Below are 25062 nucleotides of genomic sequence, written 5' to 3' on the forward strand. Positions count from 1 at the left end.
GATGCCGTCTGCCAGGCGAGCGAGTGGGAGGGGGTCCGCCCATGACCGGGTTCCCCATCCTCACCGCCCTGGTGGTGCTCCCGGTGGCCGGGGCGTTGGCCCTGCTGGCGATCCCTTCGCGTAGGTCTCAGATCGTGCTTCCGGTGGCGGTGGCCTGCTCACTGGTGACGCTGGGTGCCGCCGGCTGGCTGCTGGTCGAGTTCGAGACGGGGGCGGCCGGGTTCCAGTTCGCCGAGAGGTCGACCTGGTACGAGCCCTGGGGTGTCGGATGGCACCTCGGGGTCGACGGGATCTCGCTGCTGCTGGTGGTGCTCACCGCCTTGCTCTTCCCCATCGCCCTCGCCGCCAGCACCGGTGTGAAGCATCGGGTCCGCGAGTTCGCGGTGGCGATGCTGCTGCTCGAAGCCGGGATCATCGGCGTGTTTCTCGCCCTCGACTTGCTCGTCTTCTTCGTGTTCTGGGAGGCGATGCTGGTGCCGATGTACTTCATCATCGGCATCTGGGGCGGAGAGCGGCGGGTGCATGCCGCCATCAAGTTCTTCCTATACACCGCCCTGGGCTCGGCCCTCATGTTCGCCGGCATCCTGGCCCTCGGGCTGATCGGTGGCGACGGCTCGCCCACCTTCGACTTCGTCGAGCTGCTCGGGGCCGACCTGTCGCGCAACGCGCAGTTCTGGCTGTTCGCCGCCTTCGGGATCTCGTTCGCCGTCAAGGTGCCGGTGTTCCCATTCCACACCTGGCTCCCCGACGCCCACGTCGAGGCGCCAACCGCCGGGTCGGTGATCCTGGCAGGGGTGTTGCTGAAGCTCGGTGCCTACGGCCTGATCCGCTTCAACCTGACGCTGTTCCCCGAGGCGGCGGTCGACCTGGTGCCGGTGCTGGCGGTGCTCGCAGTGATCGGGATCGTCTACGGGGCGATCGTGGCGATCGTGCAGAGCGACATCAAGCGGCTGGTCGCCTACTCCTCGGTGAGCCACCTCGGCTTCGTGGTGCTGGGCATCTTTGCCCTCACCTCACAGGGGCTCCAGGGTGGGGTACTGCAGATGGTCAACCACGGGCTCACCACCGGGGCGCTCTTCCTGCTGGTGGGAATGATCTACGAACGGAGGCACACCCGGGAGATCTCCCAGTTCGGGGGGCTGGCCTCAGTGATGCCGATCTACGCCGGCGTGTTCCTGTTCACCGCCTTCGCCTCGATCGGGCTGCCCGGGCTGAACGGGTTCGTCGGCGAGTTCTACATCCTGGTCGGATCTTTCCTGTCGCTTCCCGCCTACGCCGTCATCGGTGCCTTCGGGGTCGTCCTGGCGGCGGTGTACCTGTTGTGGGCCTATCAGCGGATGTTCACCGGACCCTTGTCGATCGAGGAGAACCGGGTGCTGACCGACCTCAAGGTGCGCGAGGTGTTGATCATGGCACCCCTGATCGCCCTGATCCTGTTCCTGGGGCTGTACCCCAAGCCTGCCCTCGACCGGATCGAACCGTCGGTCGATGCAGTGCTGGAGCGCATCGAACAGGTCACCGACCACGAGGTCCCGCAGTGGGGGTGGCCCGATGACCTGGCCGGGGAGGTGGACCAGTGAACTGGCTCGCCATCTCCCCGCTGCTGGTGGTCGGCGCCGTGGTGGTCGTGCTCCTGCTTGTCGACGTGCAGTGGAGCCCCGGCCCCAGACTGTGGGCACTCGCCGCCGCCGCAGGCGCTATCGGTGGCACAGTCGCTTCGGCGTTCCAGTGGGCGCGTCATGGCGGCGGGGAGGGAAGCCTCGCCTGGGACGGCATGCTGGCGGTGGACGGGTTCTCCGCCTTCGCCGGGATGCTGATCTTCCCGATCGCCGGACTGGCGCTCATGGGGGGATGGCCACTGGTGCGATCGCTGCGCCGGCGCGGCGCCGAGTTCGTGGCCCTGGTGCTGATCGCCGCCGCCGGCGCCCACCTCATGGCGGCCTCGGCCGATCTCGTGATGCTCTTCATCGCTCTGGAGGTGTTCTCTCTCAGCCTTTACGTACTCGCCGGCTTCACGCGGGGGCGTGCTCGGTCGGGTGAGGCAGCGCTCAAGTACTTCCTGCTCGGGGCTCTGGCCTCGGCGATCTTCCTCTATGGGGTGGCGTTGCTGTTCGCCGCCACCGGCACGACTTCGATCGGTGGGATCGCTCGCTACCTGAACTCGACGCTGCTGCTTCGCCCCGGCATCCTGCTCGCCGGGATGGCGCTCACCCTGGTCGGTCTCGGGTTCAAGGTTTCGGCGGTGCCGTTCCACTCGTGGGCACCCGACGTCTACCAGGGGGCTCCGGGCGGGATCACCGCATTCCTGGTGGCCTCGGCGAAGGTCGGCGGCTTCGCCGCCCTGGCCCGGGTGATGACTGTCGCCCTCGGATCACGTCTCGACGACTGGGCGCCGGCGCTGGCGGCGATGGCGGCGGCGTCCATCGTGATCGGCACGCTGTTCGCCCTGGCGCAGACCGACCTGAAACGGATGCTCGCCTACTCGGGCGTGGCCCACGCCGGTTTCATACTCACCGCCCTCGTCGGCGGCGCCGGCATCCCCGACATGTGGTTCTACCTGGCCACCTACACCGTCCAGGTCGTCGGCGCCTTCACCGTCGTGGCCCTGGTCTCGGGGATGGGCCCGGACGAGGCGCCGTTGACCGACTACGCAGGGCTGGCCGGCCGTTCCCCCGGGCTGGCGGCCGGTCTGGGTCTGATGATGCTGGCAATGGGAGGTATCCCGCTCACCGCCGGTTTCGTGGGCAAGGTTGCTGTGTTCCGGGCCGCCATCGACGGCGACCACCTCTGGCTGGTGATCCTGGCCGTGGTGGCAGCGGTGGCGGGCCTCTTCGCCTACCTTCGGGTGATAGTGCTCATGTACATGCAGCCCGCCTCGGGTCCCTCGGCCGGCGAATCGCTCCCGGTGCCGCTCGCCGCCCGGCTCTCCCTGGGCGCCGTCGCGGCGGTTACCGTTGCCGCCGGAGTCGCCCCGTGGCCGCTGCTCGAGTGGCTCGGCGATGCGCTCCCCCTCTGAGCGCCGGCCGGCCGCCCTGCTCGGCCTGACGCTGGTCGGTGCCGTCGTCGCCCTGCCCTTGATGGTCGCCGGGGTGCGCACCGCCAACAGGCTCATCGTGCCCGAAGGAGAGGTGGTCACCGAGGACCTCTACGTCTTCGCCGAGCACACCATCATCGAGGGCGTGCTCCAGGGCGACCTGTTCGTGGTCACCGGTCGCCTCGACGTCACCGGGCGGGTCGAGGGAGACGTCATGGGTCTGGTGGGCGGCCCGGCATCCATCTCCGGCGAGGTGACCGGATCGGTTCGCATCGTGGCCGCCGACCTGGACGTCGGGGGGACGGTGGGGGACGACGTTGCCGCCGTGGCCGGCGAGGCGACCTTCGGCGGGGCGGTGGGACGCGACCTGCTGGCCATGACCGTGCGGCTAGGCGTCGGCGGGAGCGTTGGCCGCGACGTCCGCTCCCACTCCTTCACGGCATCGGTTGACGGCCGGGTGGGCCGCGACGTGCTGCTTCGCATCGACCGCTTGACGCTGGGAGCCTCGGCAGAGGTGGCGGGCGACGTCCTCTATCGGGCCTCCTCCGATGCTGCAGTCGATCCGGGTGCCTCGGTCATCGGGCGCCTCACCCGCATCCGAACCATCACCCCGCTGTGGGCCTCTGCGGTGGGCCGGGTGTTCGCCTTGCTCTCGCTGCTGGGTCTCCTGTTCGCCGGATTCCTGGCCATGTGGGCCTTTCCCGGACTCAGCGCCGGCGCCGAAGAGAGGGTTCGGTCGGCTCCCGGCCGTTCGGCGCTCATCGGCGCCGGGGTGTTGCTGTTGCCGCCACTGATGGTGCTGCCTTTGTTCCTCAGCCTGATCGGAATCCCCGTGGCGCTGCTGCTGCTCGTCGTATGGCTGGTCGCCCTCTTCCTCGGCCCGCTGCCGGCGGTCACGGCAGCAGGCGGTCGCCTGGTTCGGGGCCGCGGCGGTGCCGCTCTGGCGCTGCTCGTCGGCGTCCTGGCATGGCGGGGTGCGATGTGGCTGTTCCCGGTCCTGGCCGGCCTGCTCTATCTGGGTGCCTTGCTCGTCGGACTCGGCGGGTACGGGAGCGCCGCCTGGGCGCTGCGGAGCCGGCACACCGTCCCGACCTCACCCTGAGGGAAAGACCAGGACCTCTTCCACGGCGAAGCGGATTCGATCTCCCGGCTGGTACACCGGGTCGGGTCCGGCGCGCGCCAGCAGACGCCGGCCGCCGTCGAGGTGCAGGGTCACCAATTGGTCGTGGCCGTAGAACTCGCGGTCCACCACCAGCGCCAGGGCGCCTTCCTCGGCCCCGAGGCGCACGAACTCGGGCCGGATCAGCACCTCCACCTGCCCCGTGAGGCCGGTGTCAGCCGGGAACCGCCCCAACGGGGTCTCGACGACACCGACGCCGACCGTGCCTTCGATGAACTCCCCCTCGCCCAGGAACTCAGCCACCCATCGATCACGGGGGTTGCGATAGAGATCGTGCGGCGCCGCCGACTGCACGACCGACCCGGCTCGCATGACCGCCATCACGTCGCTCACCGCAAGCGCTTCCTCTTGATCGTGGGTGACGAACACCGCAGTGGCACGCGCCTCGGTGAGGATCCCCCGGACTTCGCGGCGGACCTTCTCCCGCTGGGGCGCATCGAGGTTGGAGAAGGGCTCGTCGAGCAGCACCACGGCCGGTGAGGGGGCGAGGGCCCGGGCGAGGGCCACCCGCTGCTGCTCACCGCCCGACAGCTCGTGGGGCATCCGGTGTTCCATCCCGGCGAGGCCGACCATGGCCAGCACCCCGGCCACCCTCTCGACCCTGCCCTCCCGGCCCAGGCCGTAGCCGACGTTGCCGCCGACCGACATGTGGGGGAACAGGGCGAAGTCCTGGAACACCATCCCGACCCGGCGTCGCTCGGGGGGAAGGAAGACGGCATCGTCGACGACGGTGTCCCCGGCGATCACCACCGTGCCCGAGTCGGGTCGCTCGAACCCGGCGATCACCCGGAGGGCGGTGGTCTTCCCCGAGCCGGACGGTCCGACCAGGGAGAGGATCTGTCCGGCAGGGACGGTGAGATCGAATCCGTGCAGTGCCGTGACTCCGCCGTACGCCTTGCCGACGGACCGACAGACGATGGCGTCGCTCACGAGCGGCGCACCGAGAGGAGGTACATGGGTATCGCCGACACGGCGATCAACAGTAACGCCGGCCCGGCGGCACGCGAGTACCGCACGGCGTCGGCCGCCGACCAGATGTCGACGGCGAGCGTGGAGAATCCGGTGGGCCGCAACAACAGGGTGGCGGGGAGCTCCTTCATCGTGGTGAGGAACACCATGACTGCACCGGCCAGCAGGCCGCGTCGCACCAGCGGTCCGGTGATCCTGGTCATGACCCGCATCGGGCCCGATCCCAGGCTGCGCGCCGCCTCTTCGATCGAAGGGCTCACCTGGAGCAGGGCGGCCCGGGCGGGTCCGAGGGCCTGGGCGAAGAAGATGGAGGCGTACACCAGTACCAGGATCGTGAGGCTCTGGTACAGGGAGCCGAGATACCGGGAGGCGAAGAAGACCATTCCCAGGCCGACTGTGATGTGGGGCAGGGCGAACACGGCGTAGGAGGATCGCTCCACCCATGACGACGCCGGCGAGGGGTGGCGGGTGACCAACACCGCCGTGGGCAGGGCCAGGGCGGCGGCGATCACCGCTGCCAGCGTGGCGGCGGTGATCGAGCCGGCAACTGCGTCCCAGGGAAAGCCGACGGCGCCGCGCCCGGGGCGTCCCCACCAGGAGATCAAGGAGGCGAGGGGGATGCCGAGAGCGATCACGCCGAGGAGGCCGAGCGCAACGACACCCCCCGCCTTTCCAGCAGGGGAGATCGCGCCTTCGCGCGCCGGGCGGCTCACGGGGCGCCCGTGATACGCCGCCCGGCCACGGGTGGCTCGCTCCGCCCAGACCACGAGGAGGGCGATGAGAACCAGAACCACGGCCAGCACCGCAGCCGGGGTGCGATCGAGCCTCCCGGCATACTGGGCGTATATCACCCTGGTGAACGAGTCGAACCGCATCAGCGAGACGGCGCCAAAGTCGGAGAGCGTGTAGAGGGCGACCAGGAGGAGCCCGGCGGCCACCGATGGTCGGAGTTGTGGCAGGACGATGGTGCGGAAAGCCCGACCGGGACCGGCCCCCAGGCCGCGTGCCGCCTCCTCATGTGCGGGGTCCATGCGTCTGAGTGCGGCCGCAGCGGTGAGGTAGACGAACGGGTAGGTGGACAGCGTGAGCGCCAGAAGTGCCCCGAGGAACCCGCGAGGGGTCGGAATGGTGGTTCCCAGGGCCTCGCTCAGCACTCCGCTCGGCCCGGTGGCGGCAAGGAGGGTGAGGGCGAGCACATATGACGGAATCACCAGGGGGAGCGCCACCGTCACCCGGAACAGGCGCCTCATTGGCAGGTCGGTGCTCTCGGTCAGCCACGCCGCTCCGACGCCTATGGCGGCTGCCAGGGTCATCACCGCCACCGCCAGGGCGGTCGTGTTGAAAACCAGCCGGAGCGTCTCGACGGAGATGGCGATGTCGATGGCCCGGCTTCCGGCGCCGACGACGCGAGCCGCCAGGAAGGCGAACGGGACCACGGCCGGGATCAGGGCGACTGCCGCCGGGATCCACAGCCATGCAGGCGGGCGCCGGCGCGGCAGCGCCCCATCCTCTGCAGGATGGGGCGCAGCCGCCTGGGGTGTCACCACCGCCGGCGGGGTGGTCACAGCAGGCCGGCCTCCGCCACCAGGTCGGTGGCACGGTCGAGGACCGAAGCCAGGTCGGAGAGGTCGATGACGGGCGGCGCCAGCGAGTCGAGGGGCGGCAGCGACGGGTCGGTGGCAACCCCCTCGACCAGCGGGTACTCGAATGTCTCCGTTGCGAAGTGCTCCTGGGCCTCCTTGGAGAGGAGGAACTCGACGAAGCGCTTCGCCGCCTCGGTGCTGTCCGACGAGGCGAGGATCCCCGCTCCGGCCGGCATCACCAGCGACCCGGGCCCCGCCTCGGTGAAGAAGTGGTTGCGGGCGGTGCTGCTTCCCTTGTCGGCGACCAGCCCCAGCAGGTAGTAGTGGTTCACCAGGCCGACCTCGACGGTGCCCTCGTCGGCGGCGGCCACGATCGGAGAGTTGCTCGAGAAGGTCTGCGGCTGGTTGGCGGCGATCGCCTCCAGCCACTCCCGGGTGCCGTCCTCGCCTCGCTCCAGGATCATCGCCGCCACGAACGCCAGGAATGAGCCGTTGGAGGGGGCGATGGCCAACCGGCCCTTCCATGCCGGGTCGGTGAAGCCGTCCACGGTGGCGGGCAGGTCCTCGGGGGAGATCCGGGTTGAGTCGTACACCACGACCCGCGACCGTCCGCTGACGCCTACCCACCGGCCTTCGGAGTCGGAGAATCGGGAGGGGACCATGGCGAGGAGGTCGTCGGGGAGCGTGGCGAACAGTCCCTCCTCGGCGATCGTCCCCAGCGAGGCCGGATCCTGGGCGAGGAAGACGTCGGCGGGGGAGTTGGAGCCCTCCTCCCGCAGCGTGGCGGCGAGGTCGGTGCTCGAGGCGTAGCGGACCTCGACCGTGATCCCGGTCTCCTCCTGGAACTCGGTGATCAGTGAGCCGACCAGCTCTTCGCTGCGACCCGAGTACACGGTGATGGCCTGGTCTGCCGTGTCGTCGTCGCCGCAGGCGACCGCCACCAGGGCCAGGGCCAAGGCGCCAGCGAGCAGGCGAACTCGATTGGTGTTGTGATTCATGAGGGCGAGGTTAGGCACCGAATCCGCCATGTCAAGTTGCCGAGCATCGGATGTTCGGTACCCGAACAAGTGCAGTACCGGCACCGCAGACCTTACGATGGGTCCGGTGAAGGAACAGTTGTATCCGGCGACACATCGCGAGTACGCGGGAGCCATCTGGGAGATCCAGGCCGAAGGAATCCCGGTGATCCAGGCGCGTATCGCCGAGTGGCTCGGGGTGAGCCGGGCCAGTGTCTCCGAGAACGTCCGGAAGCTGGAGGCCGAGGGCCTGATCGAGGTCGGCGCCGACATCCGCCTCACCGAGGCCGGCCGCCACCTCGCCGAGGTGATCGTCCGCAGACATCGCCTCACGGAGAGGTTTCTGACCGACGTGCTCGGCCTCACCTGGGACAAGGTCCATCCCGAGGCCGAGGTGTGGGAGACGATGATCTCCGACGACGTGGAGGCGGCGATGTGGAAGGTGCTCGACCGACCCACCACCTGCCCTCACGGCAACCCCATCCCCGGTTCGGGGTACAGCCCTCCTCCCATGGTGCCTCTGGCCGACGTCGCCGATGGGGCCGCCCGCCCCATCGAGCGCCTCTCCGAGGAGTTGGAGATGGACGACGAGATGATGGGGTTCCTCGACCGCAGCGGCCTGCGCCCGGGCACTCAGGTCGAGGTGCTCGACCGTTCCCCCCAGGGGGCGCTCACGGTACGGATCGGTGGCGGCGAGCCGATCGGGATCTCCCACTACCTAGCCGAGCGCGTGTTCCTGGTGGCGTAGGCGGGTCGATCACCCCCCGGACACCAGCAAGGGCACCCGCATCTCCTCGGCGGTGAGGCCGCCGTGCTGTCCGATGAGCCGCTCGTCGGCGTGGCGATGCAACACGATCTTTCCCTGAGGGGGGAGGAGGACTCCGTCGGGGGCCCGGTCGGCGAACGACCTGTGCCGCGGCCCTGGACCCCACCAATGAGCCATGTCCTGGCGGCTCGCCCACTCCACCCCGAGCTCAGCAGCCAGCGACTCCACCTCTCCGTAGACGAACGGTGCCCGGGGGTCGCCTCCGAAGTCACGATCGTCGTGGGCCCGCTCGGGGATGCGGATCTGGTGTTGCTCGGGTACGTCCACGTGTCCGTGGTCGGCGGTCCCGATCGCCACCGCACCGGCGGGGAGCCGGCGGCACAGCCGCTCCCAGGCCCGACCCGCCGCCACCATCGCCTCGGCGTAGTCCTCCGAGTCCTGTCCGGCGACGTGGGCGGCGAAGTCGACGTGGGGGAAGTAGAGCAAGACCAGGCGTCCCGGAACCCTGGCCAGGTCGGCGGCGGCGTCGGCGGCGGCGTCCTCGTCGTCCCAGGGCTCGAACCGACATCCCCGGTACAGCATGCGGCTCATCGGGGAGTCGTCGAAGTTCCAGGGCTGCAGGGTGACCGGTTCTCTTCCCGCCGCCCGTAACCGCTCCCAGAGGTTGGGGGACGGCAGGAGCCCCTCAGGGTCGAACTCGAGCGGCGCTCCCCACTGGGTGGTCCACTTGATGGTGTTCACCACCAGCCCCGTCTCGGGCAGGCGCATCTGGTAGCCGAGCAGGCCGTGTTGGGCCGGGGTGGACCCGGTGGCGATGGTGGCGAGACTGACCGTGGTGGTGGTCGGCCATCCGGCATCGATCGCTGCGGCCCGGCTGTGGCGTAGCGGTTCCGCCGCCTGGTGGTTGAGTTGGTGATCGCCGAGACCGTCGAACAGCATGACCACGTAGGAGTCGGCCGCAGGGATCGCTGCCGCGACCTCGGCGTGCAGGCCCGGGTTGCGGGCGGTCCCGATCAAGCGCCGCTCCAGCTCGGCGGCGAGGTTGACCAGGGAGCCGCCGTCGTGATCCGGTCCAGGCGGCAGAGTCGGGCTCATGAGCGCAGACCCTAGGCCCGGCGATCACCAGAGCGGGAGGGTGTGGTCTTCCTGAGCCGGCCGGGGACGGCCCAACAGGTAACCCTGGGCCAGGTCGACACCGAGCTTGCCGAGCAGGGCCATCGTGTCCTCATCCTCGACACCTTCGGCGATGGTCTGGTGCCCGAAGGCGCGAGCCAGGCTGACGATCGCCTCGACGACGTTTCGGTTGGCCGGTGTCGAGGCCAGGTCGCGCACGAACTCCATGTCGATCTTGAGGAACGAGATCGGGATCCGCTTCAGATGGGTGAATCCGGCGAACCCGGTGCCAAAGTCGTCGAGCGCCACCTTGCACCCCATCTCGGTGACCCCGCGAGCGAAACGCTCGCCGCGGTCGATGTCCTGCATCAGCGCCGTCTCGGTGATCTCGAACACCATGTCCGCCGGGTCGGCGCCGGCATCGCGCAGGGCCCGATCGATGTGCGGGAGCAGGTCGACGTTCACGATCGACCAGGCGGAGAGGTTCACCTCCACCCGCCTGCCCGATGCGGCCAGGTGGGCAGCCCTGGTGACCACCCAGCGATCGATGTCGGCCACCATCCCGTACTTCTCGGCCACTGGGAGGAACGAACCAGGGAGCACGATCTCGCCCTGGCGGTTTCGCATCCGGATCAACAGCTCCTCTGAGACCTGCTCCCGCGTGGCAACGGTGACTATCGGCTGCGAGAAGAGCGTGAAGCGGTCCTCGTCCAGGGCGTCCTGGATTCGGCCCACCCAGGTGAGCGAGTCGAGCTCCCGGCGCACGCGCGACCGGGCGGTGTGCTCTGCACTGATGTCGCGAAACACCACCACCACGCCGTGGTCACTCCCATCGCCCTGCAGCGGGCCCGCCGAGTAAGAGACCGGAACGATGGTCCCGTCACGGTTGGTGAAGGCACCCTCGCTGCGCAATGGCTCGCCGGTGAGCCTGACCCGCAGCAGGTCGCACTCGCTCTCCGGCAGTGGGGAACCGTCGCTTCGTTGGTGGTGCCACAGCGCATGGGCGCGCTGCCCGCGCACCTCGGCCTCGGTCCAGCCGAGCAGGCGCTCGGCGGCGCGGTTGAGCATCGTGATCCGACCGTCGGCATCGAGGGAGTAGAGGCCCTCGGTCATGTTCTCCAGGACGGTGCGGGAGAGCTCTTCGAGCCTGACCCGATTGGAGATGTCCCTGCCCACCACGCCGACGCCCACGATCTCGCCTGCGGTTCGGACCGGGTAGTAGGAGTTGATCCAGTGGCTCATCTCCCCGTCGGGGCGCCGGCGCGAGACCTCCACGTTGAGCACCGGCTCGCCGGTCTCGGCGACCTTCCGGTACACCGCCTCGAGCTCCTCCCATCCGGAGGGTGAGATCTCGGCGACGTGCCTTCCCCGATGCTCCTCGGTGAGCCCGTGCATCCAGGCCATCGTCTCGTTCCAGCGCAGCAGCCGGAACTCGAGGTCGGTGAAGAAGAGGGAGATCGGGGCGGCGACGGTGACCGCCTCGGTCAGGGCCAGGCTCTCGGCGGCCTGATGCGCCGCCAGGCGCTGCTCGTGGACGTCGGTCCAGGTGCCGATCCATCTGATGACGGCCTCGTCTTCGTCGAGAATTGGGAGGCCGCGGGTCGCCGTCCACCGGTACTCGCCGTCGGCGCGTCGCACCCGGTACTGGTTCTCGTGCACGGCGCCGCCCTGCGACGCATCTCGCCAAGTCGTCTCGGCCGCCTGGCGGTCCTCGGGGTGGACCACCCCCAACCAGCCGTCACCGGTCAGGTCTTGGGCGGGGATCCCGGTGTACTCGACGCCCCGCCGGTTGAAGAAGTCGGTGGCGCCGTCCGGGCGACAGGTCCACACGATGATCGGCATCGAATCGAGCACCTGGTGGATCAGGGCGTCGTCGAGCAGGGCGGCGAGCCTTCGTGGCTTCTTCGATGCCCCTGCGGCCATGCCGATCCTCCGTTGCCTCGGGGCGCCGGATCGATGGTGCAACCTGCCCATGGGCGGCGCGCTGCCATCGTCTCGGCGCCGCCCGCTGGCTGCCGACTCTAGGCCATCCGGCTCATCAGTGGCGGGTTTCGCGATCGTCGGAACGGGGGACTGGCCGGTTTCGGCGCCAGGTACCCCCTTCCTATACTCCCGGCCGGACGCACGGCCCCGAGGAAGACGTGACGGACTACTTCCAGGAATACATCACGGTCGCCACCTTCGCCGCTGCCGGCGTCCTGCTGGTCGCCGCCGCCCTGGGGGCGAGCGCCCTGCTCCGGCCCAAGAAGCCGACCGACGCCAAGCGGCTCACATACGAGTGCGGCATCGACCCCGTGGGTGAGGGCTGGAGCCAGACCCAGATCCGCTACTACGTCTTCGCCCTGCTCTTCCTCATCTTCGACGTCGAGGCGATCTACATCTTTCCGTGGGCGATCAACCTGGAGTCTCTGGGCACCTTCGCCCTGGTCGAGATGGCGATCTTCATAGCGATACTTCTCGCCGGGCTGGTGTACGCCGCCCGCAAGGGGGTGCTTCGTTGGGAGTCCTAGAGCGGTTCGACGCCCCCAAACCGCTCTCCTGGCTCCTCAACTGGGGACGTCGCTACTCGCTCTGGCTCTTCCAGTTCGGGCTCGCCTGCTGCGCCATCGAGATGATGGCCGCGGCCGGCCCACGGTTCGACATGATGCGCTTCGGGATCATCCCCCTGCCGGCTTCACCGCGTCAGGCCGACCTGATGGTGGTGGCGGGAACGGTGACCGACAAGATGGCTCCGGTGGTGCGCAGGCTCTACGACCAGATGCCGGAGCCCAAGTACGTGATCTCGATGGGTTCCTGCTCCAACTGCGGCGGTCCCTACTGGGACTCCTACAGCGTCACCAAGGGTGTAGATCAGGTGATTCCGGTCGACGTGTACGTGCCCGGATGCCCGCCTCGGCCCGAGGCTCTGATGGACGGCATCGTGCTGCTTCAGCAGAAGATCAAGAACGAGAACATCCGGGACAAATGGAACGAGCGCGACCGTGAACCAGTCTGAGGCCACGGAGCGTTTCGCCGAGGTGGCGGGCGCCGGCCGGTTCGCCTTCGAGCACGGCATCGGGAAGCTCTTCGTCGAGCGGGAACGATGGGTCGACGCCCATCGGGCGTTGAAGCCCCACCTCCCCTTCTTCTCGTTCCTCTCCGCCATCGACTGGGCTAACGACCGCGCCGTGGGTGACCCCGCCGAGGGCCCGGTGGAGGAGCGCTACGAGGTCATCTCCCGACTCTCCGATGTCGGTGAGGGCGCCGGTGTGATCCTCTCCACCGACCTGCCCAAGGAAGACGCCCGTCTGGCGTCTCTGGTGGATGTGTTCGGTGGGGCCGACTGGCACGAGCGGGAGGCCGCCGAGATGTTCGGCATCGTCTTCCAGGGCCATCCCCACCTCGAGAAGCTCTACCTCCCCGACGGGTTCGAGGGCCATCCACTGCGCAAGACATTCCCCCTGCTCAGCCGCGAGGTGAAGCCTTGGCCGGGGACGGTCGACGTGGAGGACATGCCGTCCACCGTCAACGCCGAGGCCGGAGACGAGGAGACGGAGGGGGGTGAGGCCGAATGACCGACCGGCATCTCCTCGCCATGCACCGCTCCGACGTCCAGGTCTCGGTGGAGCTGGAGACCCCGGAGATGACCCTCAACCTCGGCCCCCAGCATCCTTCCACCCACGGGGTGCTGCGGATCGTGGCCAGGGTGAACGGCGAGATCATCGAGTCCGCCGATCCGATGATCGGCTACATGCATCGTGGGTACGAGAAGCTCGCCGAGGTGCGCACCTACCCGCAGATCACGGCCCTGGTCAATCGGATCGACTGGGTGTCGGGGTTCGCCAACGAGATCCCGCTGATGGTGGCCACCGAGCGCCTGATGGGTATCGAGGCGCCGCCCCGGGCCCAGCAGATTCGCCTCATCCTCACCGAGATGGCCCGCATCTCCTCGCACCTGGTGTTCCTCTCGTCCTTCCCGGTGGAGCTCGGCGCCCCGACCCCTCTGATGTACGCCCTCCGGGAACGGGAGCGTGTGCTCGACCTCCTCGAGGGTGTGACCGGTGGCCGATTCCATCCCAACTTCAACCGCATCGGCGGGGTGAAGCCGGCGGCAGGTGGCGGGACCAACCAGAAGAAGGTGTCCCAGGATCTGCCCGCCGGGTTCCTCGCCGATACCCGCGCCGCCATGGACAAGGTTGACGAGGTGTGCGACGACATGGTGGATCTGGTCCTGGGCAACGAGATCTTCCAGCAGCGAACCCGGGGGGTGGGGATCATCCCCGCCGACAGGGCCGCCGAGTTCGGGGTGTCGGGTCCGAACCTGCGGGCCTCAGGGGTGGCGTTCGACCTGCGCAAGACCGACGACTACCTGCCCTACGGGGGGATCGAGTTCGACATCCCCACCGGGCGCAACGGCGACTGCTTCGACCGCTACCGGGTTCGGCTCGACGAGATCCGCCAGGCGACGCGGATCATCCGCCAGGCTGTCGACACCATTCCCGACGGCGAACTCCAGGCCAAGGTCCCGCGGGTGATCAAGGTCCCGGCGGGCGAGACCTATGTGCGTGCCGAGAATCCGAAGGGGGAGATGGGCTACTACGTGGTCTCCGAGGGCGGGCGGGGCCCCTACCGGCTCAAGATCCGCTCGGCGTCGTTCTCCAACCTCTCGGTCCTCCCCTGGCTGCTCGTGGGCCAGGTCGTCCCCGACCTGATCGCCATCCTGGGCAGCCTGGACTTCGTGCTGGGGGACGTCGACCGATGAGCCTTCTCGACAACTTCTGGGTGCTGCTGGTCCTCAAGGTGCTGATCATCGCCTTGGTGGTGCCGGGCGTGTCCCTGGTGATCATCTTCGCCGAGCTGAAGGTCTCGGCACACATGCAGAACCGGATCGGCCCGTACTTCGCAGGCGGCCGCTGGGGTTGGGCCCAGCCTCTCGCCGACGGGCTCAAGTTCATGCAGAAGGAGGATCTGATCCCGGCCGACGCCGACCGGGCGGTGTTCAAGGCGGCGCCGATGGTGATGCTCATGGGCACCATCGCCACCTTCGTGGTGATCCCGTTCAGTCCCAAGCTGATCGTGGCCGATCTGGATATCGGGGTCTTCTACCTGCTCGCCATCGGATCGATCTCCAGCATCGCGGTGCTCATCGCCGGTTGGGCGTCGGCCAACAAGTACTCGCTGATGGGCGGGCTGCGCGCCGCCGCCCAGCTGGTCGCCTACGAACTCCCGCTGGTCCTGGCTGTGGTCGGGGTGGTCATCCAGGCGGGGACCATGTCGATGAACGGCATCGTCGCCGCCCAGGCGGAGCCGGTGTTCCTCATCGGCGACTTCGCCATCCGCCTGCCGTTCCTGCTCCAGGGCCAGGTGATCGGGTTCACCATCTTCGTGATCGCCATGCTCGCCGAGCTGAGCCGGACGCCGTTCGACCTGCCCATCGCCGAGTCGGAGCTGGTCATGGGCTACCTGACCGAGTACTCGGGCCTCCGTTTCACGATGTTCTTCCTTGGCGAGTACGCCGGCATGTTCTCGATGTCGGCCATCGCCGCCACCCTCTACCTCGGCGGGTGGTACCTGCCGGGGCTGAGCATCGGGGCCCTCGAGTTCCTCGGGCCGCTGATCCTGATGGCCAAGGTGGGATTCCTGGTGTTCCTCGTCATCTGGTTCCGCTGGACGTTCCCCCGCCTGCGACAGGATCAGCTTCAGTCGTTCGCCTGGCGGTGGCTGGTGCCGCTGGGCTTGGCCAACATCCTGGGTACCGGCATCGCCAAGGTGGTGTTCTGATGCAGAGCCGCATTCCTGGAGTGGGGCTGGCCAAGGGCCTGTGGGTGACGCTGCGCAACCTCTTCAAGTGGCCGATCACGGTCAACTACCCGAAGGAGAAGGAGATCCCGGTTCCGCGGGCACGCGGGGTGATCGCCCTCGACGTCGAGGCGTGCACCGTGTGCATGCTCTGTGCCCGTGAGTGCCCCGACTGGTGCATCTACATCGAGGGCCACAAGGAGCTGCAGCCGCCGAGCAAGCCGGGTGGGCGCCCCCGGAGCAGGGCGACCCTGGATCGCTTCGACATCGACTACGCCCTGTGCATGTACTGCGGCATCTGCGTCGAGGTGTGCCCGTTCGACGCCCTGTTCTGGTCGCCCGAGTACGAGTACGCCGAGGGCTCCATCTCCAAGATGCTCCACGACAAGGAGCGACTCACCGTATGGCTGGGGAAGGTTCCCCAGCCTCCCGCCCTGGAGGCGAAGTGATGGAGTTCTCCGACTGGATCTCCGACGCCCGCAACATCGTCTTCCTGGTGATCTCGCTGGTGATCGTCGCCTCGGCGGCGCTGGTGGTGGTCAGCCGCAACCTGGTCCATGCCGCCCTGGGCCTCGTCGCCGCACTGGCGGGGACCGCCGCCCTGTTCCTCATGCTCGGCGCAGAGTTCGTGGCCTGGACCCTGGTGCTGATCTACATCGGCGCCGTGATCGTGCTCTTCCTGTTCGGCATCATGATCACCCGGGCACCCACCCGGACCGATCCCGTGCGCCTCGATCACGACCGGCGCTGGCCGGCGGCCCTGGTGGCCGCCACCACCTTCGTGACCATCGCCTGGGTGACGACTGCAGCCTTCGGCGACACCACCCTTGGAGAGGGGGTCGTCCGCACCGGCGAGATCGGTGACGTGCTCTTCAGTCGGTACGTGATCCCCTTCGAGGCGGTTTCGTTCGTGCTGCTCGCCGCCCTGATCGGCGGGATCGTCCTCGCCCGGAAGGACCCGGAGCGATGATCGTCAACCAGTTCCTGATCCTCGCCGCCCTGCTGTTCTCCCTCGGGATCTACGGCGTGCTGGTACGGCGCAATGCAGTTCTGGTGCTGCTCTCCATCGAGCTGATGCTGACCGCGGTCAACATCAACCTGGTCGCATTCGCCCAGCACGTCCAGGACGCCCTCCACTCCGGGCAGGTGTTCGCCCTGTTCGTGATCACCGTTGCCGCCGCCGAGGTCGGGGTCGGGCTCGCCATCGTGCTGCTCATCTTCCGCAACCGGGCCTCGGCCAACGTCGACGAGTTGGACCTGATGAAATGGTGAAGTTCGCCCCCCTCATCGCATACTTCGGAGAGGAGGCCCCGCACGGTGCCGAAGCCCTCTCCGACGGCGGCTGGCTGGCTGCCTGGGCATGGCTGATCCCCGTGGTTCCGCTGGTCCTGATGTTCGGCATCGTCTTCTTCGGCAAGCGGCTTCCCAAGAAGGGTTGGGAGCTGGCCGAGGCGGCGATGGCCTTCGTCGCCGTGTACGGCGTCGCCCTGTTCATCGCCAACGCATCCAACGGGATCTACCACGAGGGCTCGGTGGAGATCGCCCGCCTCGGGACGCTGGTGATCGAGTGGGGCTGGGTGGTCGACGGCCTCTCGATCATGATGTACGCCGTCGTGGGCGTGGTCGGCCTGGCGGTGTTCACATACGCCAAGGGCTACATGGAGGGCGACGTCCGCTTCACCTGGTTCTTCGCCGCATTCACCCTGTTCGCCGGGGCGATGCTGGTGCTGGTATCGGCGGCCAACATGATCCAGCTGATCGTCGGCTGGGAGCTGGTCGGGGTGGCGTCCTACCTGCTCATCGGGCACTACTGGGAGGATCACGCCAACAACGCCGCCGCCATCAAGGCTTTCATCACCAACAAGGTGGCCGACGTCGGGCTGTTCATCGGCGTGATCATCATCGGAGTCACCGTCGGCTCCTTCCGGTTCGACGACGTGCTCTCGGCGATCGCCGCCGGCGACAGCGCCCTGGCGCAGGTGGCGTTCTGGGCCGGGCTCGCCCTGTTCATCGGGGCGATGGGGAAGAGCGCACAGTTCCCGTTCCATGTCTGGCTCCCCGACGCCATGGCCGGCCCCACCCCGGTGTCGTCGCTGATGCACGCCGCCACGATGGTGACCGCGGGGGTGTACCTGATCGGCAGGATGTTCCCGCTGTTCCAGACCGAGGGCTTCGCCGTCGACGTGAAGGCGATCATCATCGTGATCGGTGCCCTCACCCTGTTCCTCACCGGGCTCATCGCCCTGGTGCAGAAGGACATCAAGAAGGTTCTCGCCTACTCGACCCTCTCCCAGCTCGGCTACATGACGGTGGCCATGGGTGCCGGTGCCTACACCGCAGGGCTGTTCCACCTCTTCACCCACGCCTTCTTCAAGGCCCTGCTCTTCCTGGCCGCAGGCTCGGTGATCCACGCCGTCCACTCCAACGACATGACCGACATGGGAGGGTTGCGCAAGTACCTGCCTTGGACCTATCGGACCTTCCTGGTGGGCTCGCTCGCCCTGGCGGGGATCTTCCCGCTGGCCGGTTTCTGGTCGAAGGACGAGATCCTGGCATCCATCTCCTACGACGCCGGGCACGGTGGGGGAACCATCGCCTCGGTGGTGCTGGTGGTCGCCATCGCCGGGGCGTTCATCACCGCCTTCTACATGGCGCGCGCCGTCTACCTCACCTTCTTCGGCGAGTACCGCGGCCACGGCCATCCTCATGAGACCAGGATCATGACCTACCCCCTGATCGGGCTGGCGGCACTCTCGGCGGTGGCCGGCCTGGCCAACATCCCCGGGGTGTTCACCGGCTTCACCGAGTGGCTTGCTGCGCGACCCTTCCCGATGGGCGACCACCACGCCGAGTCGATCGACTTCCTCCTCGCCGGGATCGGTCTCGCCGTGGCCCTCGCCGGCATCGCTGCGGGCACCCGGTTGTGGAACCGGCCCGCCGCCTCGCAGGCTGAGCGGGACACCTTCCGCATCCCGGTGCTGTACCCGCTGCTGGAGAACAAGTACTACATCGATGACCTGTACCTGAAGGGCATCGTGGGGCCGATAAAGGGCCCGATAGCCCGGTTCACCAACTGGACCAACACCTACGTCATCGACGCCGTGGTCAACGGCGTCGCCGGTGGCGCCCGGGTGCTGGGGCGGTTCGTGTACGGGGGAATCGATCAAAGGGGTATCGACCTGGCGGTCAACGCCGTGTCGGCGGCGACCAACGAGGCGGGCGAAGCCCTTCGTCACACGACGACGGGCAGGGTCCAGCAGTACGCCGCGGCGCTGTTCCTCGGAGCGGTGCTGCTGGTGGTTGGTTTCCTGATCTTCACCTAGGAGGAGGAGCGAGGAGATGGACTGGTTCGAAAACGGGTGGGGCCTGAGCCTCATCGTGTTCCTGCCCCTGGTGGGGGCGTTCCTGGTGCTGATGCTGCCGCGTGCCAAGGAGCAGGTGGCCAAGCTGACGGCGCTCGGGTTCGCCCTGGCCTCGTTCGCCCTCTCGGTGTACGCCGCCTTCGCCTTCGACCTCGGTTCCTCCGCCGAGTTCCAGATGGGCACCGACGTCTCGTGGATCTCCGCAATCGCGGCGCGTTATCACGTCGGTGTCGACGGCATCAGTCTCCCTCTCCTCATCCTGGCCACGCTGATGACGGTGCTCGCCATCGTCTACTCGTGGAACCACTGGCCCGAGCCGCACAACCCGAAGGCGTTCCTGGTGCTGATGCTGGTGCTGGCCACCGGGATGAACGGCACCTTCGTCGCCCTCGACCTGGTGCTGTTCTTCATCTTCTTCGAGCTGGTGCTGCTGCCGATGTACTTCATGATCGGGATCTGGGGGGATCGCACCAAGATCCGGCTCCCCGGGTTCAAACGCGAGGTGGAGACCCGCCTCTACGCCTCGATCAAGTTCTTCCTGTTCACCCTGTTCGGCTCGGCGTTCATGCTGCTCGGGTTCCTGGCCCTGTACTTCAAGTCGGATCCGCACACCTTCGACATGGTGGCGCTGGCCGAGGCGGGGCAGATGGGCGCCTTCGCCGGGACCTTCGGCGCCTGGGTGTTCGCCGCCCTCTTCCTCGGGTTCGCGGTGAAGGTCCCGATGTGGCCGCTGCACACCTGGCTCCCCGACGCCCACACCGCCGCCCCCACGGTGGGCTCGGTGCTGCTGGCCGCCGTCCTCCTGAAGCTCGGCTCGTACGGGTTCATCCGGATCAGCCTTCCGATCCTGCCCGAGCAGGCGCAGCAGTGGGCGCCTTGGATCGCCGTGCTGGCGGTGATCGCCATCATCTACGGCTCGCTGGCCTGCCTCGCCCAGACCGACATGAAGCGGCTGATCGCCTTCTCCTCGGTAGGGCACATGGGCTTCGTGATGCTGGGAATCGCCACCCTCACCGACATCGGCATCAACGCCGCCGTGATCGGAATGGTGGCCCACGGCCTGATCACCGGGATGCTGTTCTTCCTGGCCGGGTCGATCCAGCACCGCTATCACACCCGGGAGATGGCCCGGCTGGGGGGCAACCAGAAGCTGCTGCCCGTGATCGGCGGACTGCTCGGCTTCACGGTGATGGCCTCGCTCGGGCTCCCCGGCCTGGCCGGGTTCTGGGGGGAGTTCATTGCGCTGCTCGGCTCCTACAACCCGCTCGCCGGCCTGAGCATCGGTGTGTTCCGCACCGCCATGGTCGTCGGGGCGATCGGCACCGTGCTCACTGCCGGCTACCTGCTGTGGATGCTGCAGAAGGTGAACCTGGGCGAGCCGTCGGACGAGTGGACGGGGAAGGATCTGCACGATGCCGACCGGTTCGAGCTGATCGCCTGGACACCCCTGGTCGCCTTGATCCTCGTCATCGGCGTCTACCCGAAGCTGATCTTCGGCGCCACCAACGACGCCGTGGTCTCCCTGGTGCAGAAGGCGTTCGGAGGCTGAGTGTTCGACTACCACGCCCTCGCCCCTGAGCTGATCCTCGGCATCACCATGATGGCGGTGATCGCCGCCGACCTGGTCCTGTCCGAGGGCCGCAAGTACCTGGTGGGGGTGACCGCTCTGGTGGGGATGTCGGCTGCCCTGTTCCCGCTGCTCACGCTGGCGTTCTGTGGCGAGCTGCAGGGTTGTGCCGACGAGGGGGCGCGGGTCCTGTTCGGGGGTTCCTTCGTGGTGGACGACTTCGCCCTGGTCTTGAAGGGGCTGTTCCTGGTGAGCGGGGCGATCACCCTGCTGTTGTCGGTGGGCCATCTCGAGAGCGACGACTACCACCAGGGGGAGTTCTACCTCCTGCTGGTCGCCTCGGTGACCGGGGCGGTGATCATGGCCTCGTCACGGGATCTGATCACCATGTTCGTCGGGCTGGAGCTGGTCTCGATCCCCGCCTTCCTCCTGGCCGGTTGGCGCAAGGGCGACCTCCGCTCCAACGAGGCCGCCCTCAAGTTCTTCTTGACCGGCGTGCTCTCCTCTGCGGTGATGCTGTTCGGGATGAGCCTGGTGTTCGGGCTCACCGGCGAGGTCACCTTCGCCGGGATCGCCTCTCAGACGGCCGCCCTGGACCTCGGCTCGGAGCCGGCGTTCGTGCTCGCCGTGATCTTCGTGATCGTCGGCTTCGGCTTCAAGGTGTCGGCGGTGCCGTTCCACTTCTGGGCCCCCGACACCTATCAGGGGGCGCCGCTGCCGGTCGCCGCCTACCTGTCGGTCGGTTCCAAGGCGGCCGGCTTCGTCGGGCTGCTCACTCTCTGCTACCTGGCCTTTGCCGCCGTGCCCGAGATCTGGGGGCCGATCCTCTGGGTGCTGGCCGCCGCCTCCATGACCCTGGGCAACCTGGTGGCGATGCGCCAGACCAATCTGGTGCGGCTGCTCGGCTACTCGTCGATCGCCCACGCCGGGTTCATCCTGGTCCCGTTCGCCATGGCCGCCACCTACGACGGCGTGGGCCTGGAGGATGCCTTCTTCGGGTCGATCACCTACCTGCTGATCTACGCCTTCATGAACCTGGGCGCATTCGCCGTGGTGATCGCCGGGTCCTCACGGATCCGCTCCGGAGAGGTGGCCGACTGGGCCGGCATGAGCCGCCACTCGCCGATGATCGCCGGCCTGCTGGTGGTGTTCTTCTTCGCTCTCGCCGGGATTCCTCCGCTGGCGGGGTGGTTCGCCAAGTTCGTCATGTTCCGCGCCGTGCTGGGCGCCTTCGAGAGTGGCTGGGCGGTGGCGCTGGCGGCCATCGCCGCCGTGAACGCCGTCATCGGGCTCTACTACTACGCCCGGGTGGTGAAGACCGCCTTCATGGACGACGCCCCTGAGGGGGTGGACGCCGAGGCGACGACCGTGGAGCCGCCTCTGGCGTTGGCACTGGCGATCACCACCGCCGTGATCGTGGTGACCGGATTCTTCCCGCAGATCCTCGCAGTGCTCGGCGATGCCAGCCGGGCCCTGGGGGGCTGATCCGCCTCTCGTCGGTGCGGGTCGGTTGCAGGAACCGTCCGGTGTGTGCCGCCGTCCAAGGGGCATGACCAGACCAAGAGCCGGCGTCATCATCGGCGCCATCATCCTGTCCCTGTCGATCGCCGCCTGCGGCGGCGACGCCGCCGACACCACGACCACGGCACCACCCGCCACGACACTGCCGCCGGTGAGCACCGTGCCGACGACCACTCTTCCCGACGGCTCTGTGATCGCCGTGTTCGAGACGCCCGACGGTGAGACCTATCGGGTGCTGCTCACCGGCACCGCCGCAGAGCAGGCGAGGCAGGCGTTCGCCGCGGGCGAGCGGCCCGGAATCCCCAACGGCGTCATCCAGCCCGGTGACGGAGGCGTCAACACCGGTCACGACTGGCACGTCATCGAGGTCGAGTTCGCCGACTTCACCATCGAGGTCTGCGACGGGACCGTGTCGTACGTGGACGACCTCGGGTACGAGGAGTTCGTCTCCCAGCACGGCGACCGGTTCTGCCCCTGGGCGGCCGAGCTGGTCGACCTGATCGGGGACTGAGACCCGTCTCGGGCGGTGTCGCCGTCCGAGGCGGTCAATGTCCGAGGAGGGTGCGCACCACCACCGTCACCGCTTCGGCGGTCTCACGGTCGATGGCTCCGAGGCCCTGTACCAGTCGCCTGCGGTGCACCGATCGGGTCAGCTCGCATTGGGCGTAGCTGGTCTCATCGAGCCCGGTTTCGGGTGTCGGTTCGATCTCGACGTGAATCGATAGCCCGCGTCGCGCCGTGGTCAGGGGGATCAGGATCACGAACGGGAAGTCTGCACCGAAGGAGGGGTGCGGTCCGATCACCAAGCCGGGGCGCAGCGATGCCGGTTCTCCCGGGTGGGGGTCTCCGAAGTCGACCAGCCAGACCTCGTCAGGCGATGCCATCGGACACCGCCGTCGCCTCCGCGTCCGCCAGGTACGAGCGCCACGCCTCGGGGTCGCCCCTCAAGCCGCTCATCTCCTCCTGAACCTTTTGTGCCAGCTGCTCTCGCCACAGCGCGTCGGCGGCGGAGCGGACGGTATCCATGAGCGAAGCCCCGCTCGCTTCACTGAGACGACGCAACCGGGCGTGGGTCTCGGAGTCGACCCGGATGGTGGTGGTCGCCATGCCACCAGTCTACCAAGCGCATGCGTCCGAGTCTACAGGCTCGTAGGTTCGGCCGGACAGCGCGCCGCCGCCCCCCGGTACGCTGCCCGCAATGATCGGGGTGTACGACTCGGGCGTGGGCGGGCTGGCGGTGCTCCGGGAGATCCGCCGACTGCTACCCGCCGCCGACATCGTGTACCTGGCCGACCAGGCCAACGTGCCATACGGCGAACGACCTCTCCCCGAGATCAGGATCCTGGCGTTGGCGGCGGTGCGTCGCCTGGTCGATCTCGGCGCCGACACGGTGGTGGTGGCCTGCAACACGGCGACTGCCGCCGCCCTCGCCGAACTGCGCCAGGCGTTCCCGGCCGTGGAGATCGTGGGGATGGAACCGGCGGTGAAGCCGGCGGCCGCCACCACCCGCAACGGTCGGATCGCAGTGCTGGCCACCGAGGCGACCTTCGCCGCAGCCCGCTTCGAGGATCTCGTGGGTAGGTACGCGGCCGATGCCGAGGTGATCGCCCACCCCTGCCCCGGCTGGGCGGCGGCCGTGGAGGAGGACTGGCCGGAGGCGGCAGGAGACCGGGTGGCGGAGCACCTGGCCCCGCTGATCGCCTCCGGTGTGGACACCGTGGTGCTGGCCTGCACCCACTACTCGTTTCTCGCCCGACCGATCGCAGACGCCATGGGCCCGAGCGTGACGGTGGTCGATCCGGTCGATGCGGTCGCCCGGCATGCGGCGAGGATCGCCCCTGCGCCAGGTTCCGGGCGGACCACCTACCTCACCACGGGTGACCCGGAGCGGTTGGCCGGCCAGGTGCTTCGCCTGCTCGGGCTCGAGGTGACGGCGGGCCGGGCGTGACGCCGGGGCCGGCAGGCGGGGAGTGATGCTGGAGCGGATCCGCGCCGAGATCGCCGAGTCCGGGCCCATGCCGTTCGATCGGTTCATGGAGCTCGCCCTCTACGACCCCGACGGCGGCTACTACACGACGGGAGCGTTGCGCTCGGAGCGGTCGGGCGACTTCCTCACCAGTCCCGAGGTGAGCCCGCTGTTCGGGTCGACCATCGCCCGGTTCGTCGCCACCGAGAGGGAACGCCTGGGGGAGCCGTTCACCGTGGTCGAGTGCGGCGCCGGGGGCGGGTCGCTGCTGCGGCCGCTGCTCGAGGCACTGCCCGGCGTCGCCGCCTGGGCGGTCGAGGTGTCCCCGGCCGCACGGGAACGCCTGGCGGCGATCCCTGGGGTCGAGGTGGTGGATCGTCTCGACCGGGTTCCCGGCGGTCTACGGGGGGTGGTGATCGCCAACGAGCTGCTCGACAACCTGCCGGCGGCGGTGGCGATTCGGCGTGACACCGTCTGGATGGAGGAGATGGTGACCCTGGGGGAAGGCGGGCTGGTGCCGGTGGAGGTGCCGGCAAGACCCGAGGTGGCCGCCTGGGCCGCCCGCCACGCCGGTCGGGTCCCCGAGGGTGCCCGGGTCGAGGTGCAGCTCGCCGCCGGAGCCTGGGTCGAGCAGGCCCTCTCCGTGCTCGAGGCCGGAACGGTGGTGGCGATCGACTACGGCGACGACGCCGCCGGGCTCCTGTCCCGGCGCACCGAGGGCACGGTGCGCACCTACCGGGGTCACCATCTAGGGCCCGACCCGCTGTTGGATCCGGGTTCGGCCGACATCACCGTCGACGTCGACTTCGGCGCCCTCGCCGATACGGCTCGCGGTTGCGGCGCCGAGGTCGAGGTGATCACCCAGCGTGAGTTCCTGGAGTGCTGGGGCCTGGTGGAGGTGGTGGCCGAACTGCGGCGTGACGAACTGGAGGCGGCGAGGTCCGGGGACGCCATGGAGCGCCTCCGCCTGCGGAGCCGCCTCACCGAGGCCGAGACCTTGCTCCACCCCCGCGGCCTGGGCGACTTCCGGGTGCTGGTGGCGCGGGTCCAGGTGGACGGTGAGGGGGTGCCATGATCACCACGTTCGGTCGCCAGAAAACCACCCTCGGTACCGGCGCGGCGAACGAGCACCGGTGCTAGGTTTCGCCTTCGGCCGAGGGTGCCAACAGCCCCCTGTTGCGGGGAGGCCCGGCCGGAGCGAAGGCCT

At 68.5% G+C, this 25062-nt stretch carries 24 protein-coding genes and 1 pseudogene; 18 read left to right on the plus strand and 7 right to left on the minus strand.

The window, feature by feature from the left end; all coding sequences use genetic code 11:
- The first annotated feature begins 41 nt into the window (after nt 1-41).
- From QY307_08475 to QY307_08485, 3 genes are read left to right on the plus strand one after another with little or no spacing between them, the layout of a single operon-like run.
- Nucleotides 42-1580, plus strand: coding sequence for an NADH-quinone oxidoreductase subunit M (locus tag QY307_08475; GenBank protein ID WKZ82114.1), 1539 nt, complete (start codon nt 42-44; stop codon nt 1578-1580).
- A complete protein-coding gene (locus QY307_08480) occupies nt 1577-3016 on the plus strand; it encodes an NADH-quinone oxidoreductase subunit N (protein ID WKZ82115.1) in 1440 nt (479 codons plus the stop codon). The genes QY307_08475 and QY307_08480 overlap by 4 nt, the downstream gene beginning before the upstream one ends.
- Nucleotides 3000-4136 carry a hypothetical protein gene (locus QY307_08485; GenBank protein ID WKZ82116.1) on the plus strand — a complete coding sequence of 379 codons (1137 nt, stop codon included), beginning with the start codon at nt 3000-3002 and terminating at the stop codon, nt 4134-4136. Before QY307_08480 ends, QY307_08485 begins: the two co-directional genes overlap by 17 nt.
- On the opposite strand, the gene QY307_08490 is transcribed toward QY307_08485, so the two are convergent.
- From QY307_08490 to QY307_08500, 3 genes are read right to left on the minus strand one after another with little or no spacing between them, the layout of a single operon-like run.
- Nucleotides 4128-5144, minus strand: coding sequence for an ABC transporter ATP-binding protein (locus tag QY307_08490; GenBank protein ID WKZ82117.1), 1017 nt, complete (start codon nt 5142-5144; stop codon nt 4128-4130). The genes QY307_08485 and QY307_08490 overlap by 9 nt on opposite strands.
- Nucleotides 5141-6748, minus strand: coding sequence for an iron ABC transporter permease (locus QY307_08495; protein ID WKZ82118.1), 1608 nt, complete (start codon nt 6746-6748; stop codon nt 5141-5143). Before QY307_08495 ends, QY307_08490 begins: the two co-directional genes overlap by 4 nt.
- Nucleotides 6745-7764, minus strand: a complete 1020-nt coding sequence (locus QY307_08500; protein ID WKZ82119.1) for an iron ABC transporter substrate-binding protein — start codon at nt 7762-7764, stop codon at nt 6745-6747. Before QY307_08500 ends, QY307_08495 begins: the two co-directional genes overlap by 4 nt.
- A 106-nt stretch (nt 7765-7870) precedes the next feature.
- On the opposite strand from QY307_08500, the gene QY307_08505 reads away from it, so the two are divergent.
- Nucleotides 7871-8530 (plus strand): metal-dependent transcriptional regulator, encoded by a 660-nt coding sequence (locus QY307_08505; GenBank protein WKZ82120.1) that lies wholly within the window; start codon nt 7871-7873, stop codon nt 8528-8530.
- A gap of 9 nt (nt 8531-8539) precedes the next feature.
- Here QY307_08505 and QY307_08510 read toward each other — a convergent pair whose 3' ends face one another.
- Together QY307_08510 and QY307_08515 are read right to left on the minus strand one after the other, a co-directional pair.
- Nucleotides 8540-9643 carry an alkaline phosphatase family protein gene (locus QY307_08510; protein ID WKZ82121.1) on the minus strand — a complete coding sequence of 368 codons (1104 nt, stop codon included), beginning with the start codon at nt 9641-9643 and terminating at the stop codon, nt 8540-8542.
- A 24-nt stretch (nt 9644-9667) separates the two neighbouring features.
- Nucleotides 9668-11584 carry an EAL domain-containing protein gene (locus tag QY307_08515; GenBank protein WKZ82122.1) on the minus strand — a complete coding sequence of 639 codons (1917 nt, stop codon included), beginning with the start codon at nt 11582-11584 and terminating at the stop codon, nt 9668-9670.
- A 218-nt stretch (nt 11585-11802) separates the two neighbouring features.
- On the opposite strand from QY307_08515, the gene QY307_08520 reads away from it, so the two are divergent.
- From QY307_08520 to QY307_08575, 12 genes and pseudogenes are all read left to right on the plus strand, one after another.
- Nucleotides 11803-12171 (plus strand): NADH-quinone oxidoreductase subunit A, encoded by a 369-nt coding sequence (locus QY307_08520; protein ID WKZ82123.1) that lies wholly within the window; start codon nt 11803-11805, stop codon nt 12169-12171.
- Nucleotides 12159-12656 carry an NADH-quinone oxidoreductase subunit B family protein gene (locus QY307_08525; GenBank protein ID WKZ82124.1) on the plus strand — a complete coding sequence of 166 codons (498 nt, stop codon included), beginning with the start codon at nt 12159-12161 and terminating at the stop codon, nt 12654-12656. The genes QY307_08520 and QY307_08525 overlap by 13 nt, the downstream gene beginning before the upstream one ends.
- On the plus strand, nt 12643-13215 hold the full coding sequence (locus tag QY307_08530) for an NADH-quinone oxidoreductase subunit C (protein WKZ82125.1): 573 nt from the start codon (nt 12643-12645) through the stop codon (nt 13213-13215). The genes QY307_08525 and QY307_08530 overlap by 14 nt, the downstream gene beginning before the upstream one ends.
- Nucleotides 13212-14402 carry an NADH-quinone oxidoreductase subunit D gene (locus QY307_08535; GenBank protein WKZ82126.1) on the plus strand — a complete coding sequence of 397 codons (1191 nt, stop codon included), beginning with the start codon at nt 13212-13214 and terminating at the stop codon, nt 14400-14402. Before QY307_08530 ends, QY307_08535 begins: the two co-directional genes overlap by 4 nt.
- Nucleotides 14399-15421 carry an NADH-quinone oxidoreductase subunit NuoH gene (gene nuoH / locus QY307_08540; protein ID WKZ82127.1) on the plus strand — a complete coding sequence of 341 codons (1023 nt, stop codon included), beginning with the start codon at nt 14399-14401 and terminating at the stop codon, nt 15419-15421. The genes QY307_08535 and nuoH overlap by 4 nt, the downstream gene beginning before the upstream one ends.
- Nucleotides 15421-15879: pseudogene (locus QY307_08545) on the plus strand (NADH-quinone oxidoreductase subunit I). The gene nuoH and the pseudogene QY307_08545 overlap by 1 nt, the downstream one beginning before the upstream one ends.
- Before the next feature lie 8 nt (nt 15880-15887).
- Entirely contained in the window at nt 15888-16409 is a 522-nt protein-coding gene (locus QY307_08550) for an NADH-quinone oxidoreductase subunit J (GenBank protein WKZ82128.1), read from the plus strand.
- Nucleotides 16406-16711 (plus strand): NADH-quinone oxidoreductase subunit NuoK, encoded by a 306-nt coding sequence (gene nuoK / locus QY307_08555; protein ID WKZ82129.1) that lies wholly within the window; start codon nt 16406-16408, stop codon nt 16709-16711. Before QY307_08550 ends, nuoK begins: the two co-directional genes overlap by 4 nt.
- Nucleotides 16705-18762 carry an NADH-quinone oxidoreductase subunit L gene (nuoL, locus tag QY307_08560; protein WKZ82130.1) on the plus strand — a complete coding sequence of 686 codons (2058 nt, stop codon included), beginning with the start codon at nt 16705-16707 and terminating at the stop codon, nt 18760-18762. Before nuoK ends, nuoL begins: the two co-directional genes overlap by 7 nt.
- A 16-nt stretch (nt 18763-18778) precedes the next feature.
- Nucleotides 18779-20350 (plus strand): NADH-quinone oxidoreductase subunit M, encoded by a 1572-nt coding sequence (locus tag QY307_08565; GenBank protein ID WKZ82131.1) that lies wholly within the window; start codon nt 18779-18781, stop codon nt 20348-20350.
- Entirely contained in the window at nt 20351-21853 is a 1503-nt protein-coding gene (locus tag QY307_08570; protein ID WKZ82132.1) for an NADH-quinone oxidoreductase subunit N, read from the plus strand.
- Between the two features lie 64 nt (nt 21854-21917).
- Nucleotides 21918-22400 carry a hypothetical protein gene (locus QY307_08575; GenBank protein WKZ82133.1) on the plus strand — a complete coding sequence of 161 codons (483 nt, stop codon included), beginning with the start codon at nt 21918-21920 and terminating at the stop codon, nt 22398-22400.
- A gap of 34 nt (nt 22401-22434) precedes the next feature.
- Here the strand turns inward: QY307_08575 and QY307_08580 are convergent, their stop codons facing one another.
- Nucleotides 22435-22773, minus strand: coding sequence for a type II toxin-antitoxin system PemK/MazF family toxin (locus QY307_08580; protein WKZ82134.1), 339 nt, complete (start codon nt 22771-22773; stop codon nt 22435-22437).
- A complete protein-coding gene (locus tag QY307_08585; GenBank protein ID WKZ82135.1) occupies nt 22760-22996 on the minus strand; it encodes a hypothetical protein in 237 nt (78 codons plus the stop codon). The genes QY307_08580 and QY307_08585 overlap by 14 nt, the downstream gene beginning before the upstream one ends.
- Nucleotides 22997-23087: 91 nt before the next feature.
- Between QY307_08585 and murI the strand changes: the two genes are divergently transcribed.
- Complete coding sequence (gene murI / locus QY307_08590; GenBank protein WKZ82136.1) at nt 23088-23837, plus strand: glutamate racemase; 750 nt, start codon at nt 23088-23090, stop codon at nt 23835-23837.
- Between the two features lie 25 nt (nt 23838-23862).
- The gene (locus QY307_08595) at nt 23863-24930 is read left to right on the plus strand and encodes an SAM-dependent methyltransferase (protein WKZ82137.1); all 1068 of its coding nucleotides are present in this window, start codon (nt 23863-23865) and stop codon (nt 24928-24930) included.
- Nucleotides 24931-25062 lie beyond the last annotated feature (132 nt).

Source organism: Acidimicrobiia bacterium, assembly GCA_030584185.1.
Classification (GTDB): domain Bacteria; phylum Actinomycetota; class Acidimicrobiia; order Spongiisociales; family UBA11373.

Coding starts and splice junctions, on each gene's coding strand:
- QY307_08475 (WKZ82114.1), top strand. CDS start 42: ATGACCGGGTTCCCCATCCTCACCGCCCTGGTGGTGCTCCCGGTGGCC.
- QY307_08485 (WKZ82116.1), top strand. CDS start 3,000: ATGCGCTCCCCCTCTGAGCGCCGGCCGGCCGCCCTGCTCGGCCTGACG.
- QY307_08500 (WKZ82119.1), bottom strand. CDS start 7,764: ATGAATCACAACACCAATCGAGTTCGCCTGCTCGCTGGCGCCTTGGCC.
- QY307_08510 (WKZ82121.1), bottom strand. CDS start 9,643: ATGAGCCCGACTCTGCCGCCTGGACCGGATCACGACGGCGGCTCCCTG.
- QY307_08515 (WKZ82122.1), bottom strand. CDS start 11,584: ATGGCCGCAGGGGCATCGAAGAAGCCACGAAGGCTCGCCGCCCTGCTC.
- QY307_08535 (WKZ82126.1), top strand. CDS start 13,212: ATGACCGACCGGCATCTCCTCGCCATGCACCGCTCCGACGTCCAGGTC.
- nuoH (WKZ82127.1), top strand. CDS start 14,399: ATGAGCCTTCTCGACAACTTCTGGGTGCTGCTGGTCCTCAAGGTGCTG.
- QY307_08550 (WKZ82128.1), top strand. CDS start 15,888: ATGGAGTTCTCCGACTGGATCTCCGACGCCCGCAACATCGTCTTCCTG.
- nuoK (WKZ82129.1), top strand. CDS start 16,406: ATGATCGTCAACCAGTTCCTGATCCTCGCCGCCCTGCTGTTCTCCCTC.
- nuoL (WKZ82130.1), top strand. CDS start 16,705: ATGGTGAAGTTCGCCCCCCTCATCGCATACTTCGGAGAGGAGGCCCCG.
- QY307_08565 (WKZ82131.1), top strand. CDS start 18,779: ATGGACTGGTTCGAAAACGGGTGGGGCCTGAGCCTCATCGTGTTCCTG.
- QY307_08575 (WKZ82133.1), top strand. CDS start 21,918: ATGACCAGACCAAGAGCCGGCGTCATCATCGGCGCCATCATCCTGTCC.
- QY307_08580 (WKZ82134.1), bottom strand. CDS start 22,773: ATGGCATCGCCTGACGAGGTCTGGCTGGTCGACTTCGGAGACCCCCAC.
- QY307_08585 (WKZ82135.1), bottom strand. CDS start 22,996: ATGGCGACCACCACCATCCGGGTCGACTCCGAGACCCACGCCCGGTTG.
- murI (WKZ82136.1), top strand. CDS start 23,088: ATGATCGGGGTGTACGACTCGGGCGTGGGCGGGCTGGCGGTGCTCCGG.
- QY307_08595 (WKZ82137.1), top strand. CDS start 23,863: ATGCTGGAGCGGATCCGCGCCGAGATCGCCGAGTCCGGGCCCATGCCG.